Below are 4,083 nucleotides of genomic sequence, written 5' to 3' on the forward strand. Positions count from 1 at the left end.
GAGTGAAACCCGCCCTTGACCCAAAACTGAACCGAAATCCATAATCAGAGGTGGGTCAAATCTCGATGGAAAACCCGGGTCACTTCTCAGTGGAAATCAACAGCCGGGATCTTGTCGATCACAGTCAGCCGCGTCGGAAACGTCGTGCCGTGACGCGCATAGACCGAGCCGTCAATCGCCGCCGAGAAGACGACAGTCCCGCGTTCCTGCAACTTGACGAAAGCATCGCGCCAGGCGGGCATGTCAGGGCCAAACCCCGCGCCGGTGATCGTGACCAGTCGCCCACGCGGGGCGAGCCGCGCCAGCGCCGAAGTGATGTGGCGGAACGCGGCGTCCTGCACTTTGCCAGTGACATTCGCCATCGCCGAGAACGGCGGGTTCATCAGGACGACCGACGGAACCACGGCAGGATCGAGATGGTCATGGATCTGTGCCGCATCGAACCGGGTGATAGAAGGGGCCGGGAAGAGGGAGGAGAGGAGGTCAGCCCGGGTGTCAGCAAGTTCGTTGAGGATCAGGCGGCCACCGGAAATCTCGGCAAGGATGGCCAAGAGGCCGGTTCCGGCTGAAGGCTCCAGCACAACGTCGTCGGTCGTGATTGATGCGGCAGTCAGCGCGGCGAGCCCGAGCGGGACTGGCGTGGAAAACTGCTGCAACGCCTGGCTTTCCTCGGAGCGGCGCGTGTGACTGGGCAGAAGGCCTGCGATCTTCGATAGGGCGGCCAGTCGCGCTGTGGGCGTGTGGGCTTGGCGGAAGATGGCGCGACCGTATTTCCACAGGAAGAGGACGGTCGCGGCCTCGCAGGCCTCGTAAGCCGTCTTCCAGTCCCAGAGGCCGGAGGCATCAGTAGCGCCAAAGGCGGTTTCCATTGCCGCGCGCAGCGTGGAGGAGTCCAGGCGCTGTCCGCGTTCGAGCAAGGGCAGCAGCAATCCAGCCGTGGCCAGGATGGCAGAGGCCGGTGCGACCGGCGCCTGCGCCAAGGTCGCCGGGGAAAGGTCATTCATCGGGAAATCCTCACGAGAGCAGGAACAGGTCAGGCCCGATCAGCGCTCTCTCTCTCAACCGCCGGACCTGACCCGTCCCGGCACCCCTCTCCCTCTTCGCACCAAGGATCGCCGCCCGAATGGGTGGAGACTGCCTGCGGCAAGCTCCAGTCCGAAGGACCAGAGCGCGGTCCCGGCGGAACGCCGGGAGGTGCCAAATTATCTTCATAGGATCAACGTGGTCGGCCCAGAGCTGCCGTTCGACGTCATTGCAACGAAGGTCCACTTGGAGCCCAAAGTACCAGTTACTGCACTATGCGCGAATGTCGGCCATCAATGATACTACGCCTACACACGCGCAATCTCACGGATCAGATCATTTGTCTCTGGTCTCGTCGTTTGGTGCCGATAACGAAGAGCAGAAACAGTTCGCGAAATTTCAGGGCCGTCGATGGGTATCGAAACGAGGCCCCTGTCTGCTGGAATTGCCGTGGTTGGCAAAATCACCGCGCCTAATCCCTGCCGCGCGAGTTCGACTAACCAATCCACGCGATTTGACCGATAGGCTGCGTAGAGTTCGAGACCTTGGTCTGCACATGCCCGATGCAACGCATCGCGCATTTCGCAATTGGGTCGATCGAGCATGTCAGTTTCAGCGAGTGTCGAAAGAGAAACAGCGTCTCGTTCAGACAACGGATGCGACTTGGACACCACAACCTTGTAGGACTCGTCATAGAGCCGGTCTATTCGATAGAGGTCTTCACTGACCGTCGCTGCTGTGACTACGACGTCAAATTCACCCTCTCGCAATCCGGCCAGAAGCTTGGAGGCCGACGCCACGATCAACTCTATTTCGGCTTGCGGCAATCGTGTACGGAAGCGTTCCACGGCGGCTGAAATCCGGTTGTGACCAATCGTTTCGCCAACACCGACAGAAACAGGAACCCGCTCTAGTCGCGTGTGGCGGACGGCTTCTGCCTTAGCTGCCTGCGTTTCGTCATGCGCCTTCTGTAGCCTTGGCTGCATGAGTTTTCCGAGTGCCGTCAACCTGCATCCCGCGCGGTCCCTGACAAACAGATCACCACCGAGCTCGTGTTCAAGTTTCTTGATCGCGGTCGTCAGGGACGGTTGGGAAACATTTGAGGCGCTAGCGGCATGGGTGAAGTTGCGATGCTGGCAGACAGCCAAAAAATACCTGATCTGGTTCATCTCCACTGCCACGGTCTCCGTCACTTTCCGCCATGAGGTTCACCATAGCACATGTCTATCAAAGAATAGAAGTTCGGGATTGGTGTCTGAGGCATTCGGCATGGGAAAAGGGTGCATCGAAACCACAACGACCTGTCGATCAGGAGGCGACCATGAAAGCCCAAATTCTCAAGACACTCGCCGCTTTGGCCTTGATCACGACATCTGCACTCGCACAGGAAACCCCAATGGAAAATCACACTGCCAGCTACATCGCCATGCCCGCCGCTGAAGGCCAGACCGAAGCATTCGCCAAATTTCTGGCCGGAGCCGCCCCGATTGTCGCGGACACCGAACCAGGCACCGTGCTTTGGTTTGCCTTGCAAGCCGACGATACGCTCGCGATCTTTGATATCTTCGTGGATGAAAAAGCGCGCAATGCGCATTTCTCCGGCGCTGTAGCCGCGGCTTTGAACCAAAATGCCGACGCGCTGGTCGCCGGGGGCTGGGACGATGGTGTTGTCGCGAATATCAACAATTCCGATGTCCTGTCGGTGAAAGAACCGGTTGATCTCTACTCGGCCACGACAGCCACGTACATCACGCTCGAAGCAGCACCCGGCAGAGGGCCGGAATTGGCAGCCTTGCTGACCGCAGCTGGTCCCATCGTCGGAGAAAGCGAACCCGGCACACTGTTCTGGGCGGCGCTGCAGATTGACGAGACATCCTTTGCAATCTTCGACATCTTCGCCAACAATGCTGGCCGTGAAGCACACTTTGCCGGTCAAGTCGCCGGGCTGCTGAACGAACGGGCAGCGGAGTTGGTCGCTGGCGGGTGGGACGACGGTGTGGTCGCTAACGTCCACAACTTCGACATCCTCGCCATCAAGTAACGCGATGTGACAGGAACAAGAGGCGCCTGGTGCAACGCATCAGGCGCTTTCCCGAACGAATTTAGATCATCGTGAAGCGGTCGTTCGAGTAACTGCAGCGAATTGGCGCTTTGTTCGCATTGCTGACCTCCATCCTTTGCGCAGCGACCGTCCGCTCTCCGCCCTTGTGTGGAGCCGCAGTGCTGCGGCCCCGGTCTTTCAACCGGGGCCTTTTGCATTGGCGATCAGTCGCCACGGCGGGTGTTGGGGCGGGACCAGATGAGACTGTAGCCCTCGCCGTCTTCGTCATCGAAGAGGTTGGCGTAGATAGGGGCGGCAAAGCTCGGATCATCCAGCTTCAGACCCAGGTATTCGCGGCCCTCGTTCGATTTCTTCGTCCAGGCGGCGCCGATCTCGGCGCGGCCGACCAAGACCCGGTGGCTGGGGGCGTTCTCGCCGGAGGCCCGCAGGTCGGCGGCGAGACGCACGCCCTTGGCCTGCAGGCTGAGGGTGAAGATTTCGCCGGTGTATTCGGTGCCGGTCTTCTTGAAGGTGCCGATGGTCGCCATGATCTTTCTCCGTTTTGCTCTGTGATCCAAGCCCGCGTCCTTGCGGCCTCGATGGCGATCAAAGAGCCCGGAGGCGACTGCTGGCGCAGTCCCCCTGGGGACCCTGACAGCCGAGGCGCAACTTTCTTGTCCCGCGAGGAATGACGGTGCACCGCGCCGACAGGGGAAGAAAGTTGTGACGACGCTGTTGCGCCAAAGCGGTCGAGGCGAAGACGTCCTTCGGGCAGATCAGCCCATCACCAGAGGCCGTTTGGACGCGGCCTGGGACAGACGGGGAGAGGAGATCAAGGCGACGCTGAAGGCCCGTCAGGAGAGACAGGACTGGCGTAACCGGCAATGAGAACCCTCGGCCCATCAGGCCTGCGCGCGCGCCCCCTTCTATGGTTGCCGCCCGTGATGCAAGTTGCTTTTGACGCTTCCTGAGGTGTGATCGAGTGCGGTCTTCTATCAGGCCTTTTGTGCGGCATTTCA

Annotated in this window: 3 protein-coding genes and 1 pseudogene; 1 reads left to right on the top strand and 3 read right to left on the bottom strand. The window is 60.1% G+C overall.

The window, feature by feature from the left end:
* Nucleotides 1-95: 95 nt before the first annotated feature.
* Both IE126_RS25365 and IE126_RS25370 read right to left on the bottom strand, forming a co-directional pair.
* Nucleotides 96-1,004 (bottom strand): annotated as a pseudogene (locus IE126_RS25365) (methylase); the annotation flags it as partial.
* 327 nt (nucleotides 1,005-1,331) lie between these two features.
* Nucleotides 1,332-2,192, bottom strand: coding sequence for a LysR family transcriptional regulator (locus IE126_RS25370; RefSeq protein WP_199725322.1), 861 nt, complete (start codon nucleotides 2,190-2,192; stop codon nucleotides 1,332-1,334).
* Between the two features lie 152 nt (nucleotides 2,193-2,344).
* Here IE126_RS25370 and IE126_RS25375 point away from each other — a divergent pair, with 152 nt between their 5' ends.
* On the top strand, nucleotides 2,345-3,064 hold the full coding sequence (locus tag IE126_RS25375; protein ID WP_119136622.1) for a hypothetical protein: 720 nt from the start codon (nucleotides 2,345-2,347) through the stop codon (nucleotides 3,062-3,064).
* 224 nt (nucleotides 3,065-3,288) lie between these two features.
* On the opposite strand, the gene IE126_RS25380 is transcribed toward IE126_RS25375, so the two are convergent.
* Nucleotides 3,289-3,612: a DUF736 domain-containing protein gene (locus tag IE126_RS25380; RefSeq protein WP_119136623.1), complete on the bottom strand. Its 324-nt coding sequence runs from the start codon at nucleotides 3,610-3,612 to the stop codon at nucleotides 3,289-3,291.
* Between the last annotated feature and the right edge of the window lie 471 nt (nucleotides 3,613-4,083).

The sequence above is a fragment of the Gemmobacter nanjingensis genome (assembly GCF_014652195.1).
In the GTDB taxonomy this organism is placed as follows: domain Bacteria; phylum Pseudomonadota; class Alphaproteobacteria; order Rhodobacterales; family Rhodobacteraceae; genus Gemmobacter; species Gemmobacter caeni.

Bases quoted from the DNA above. Each gene is read 5' to 3' on its own strand.
- IE126_RS25370 (WP_199725322.1), bottom strand. From the start codon at position 2,192: ATGAACCAGATCAGGTATTTTTTGGCTGTCTGCCAGCATCGCAACTTC.
- IE126_RS25375 (WP_119136622.1), top strand. From the start codon at position 2,345: ATGAAAGCCCAAATTCTCAAGACACTCGCCGCTTTGGCCTTGATCACG.
- IE126_RS25380 (WP_119136623.1), bottom strand. From the start codon at position 3,612: ATGGCGACCATCGGCACCTTCAAGAAGACCGGCACCGAATACACCGGC.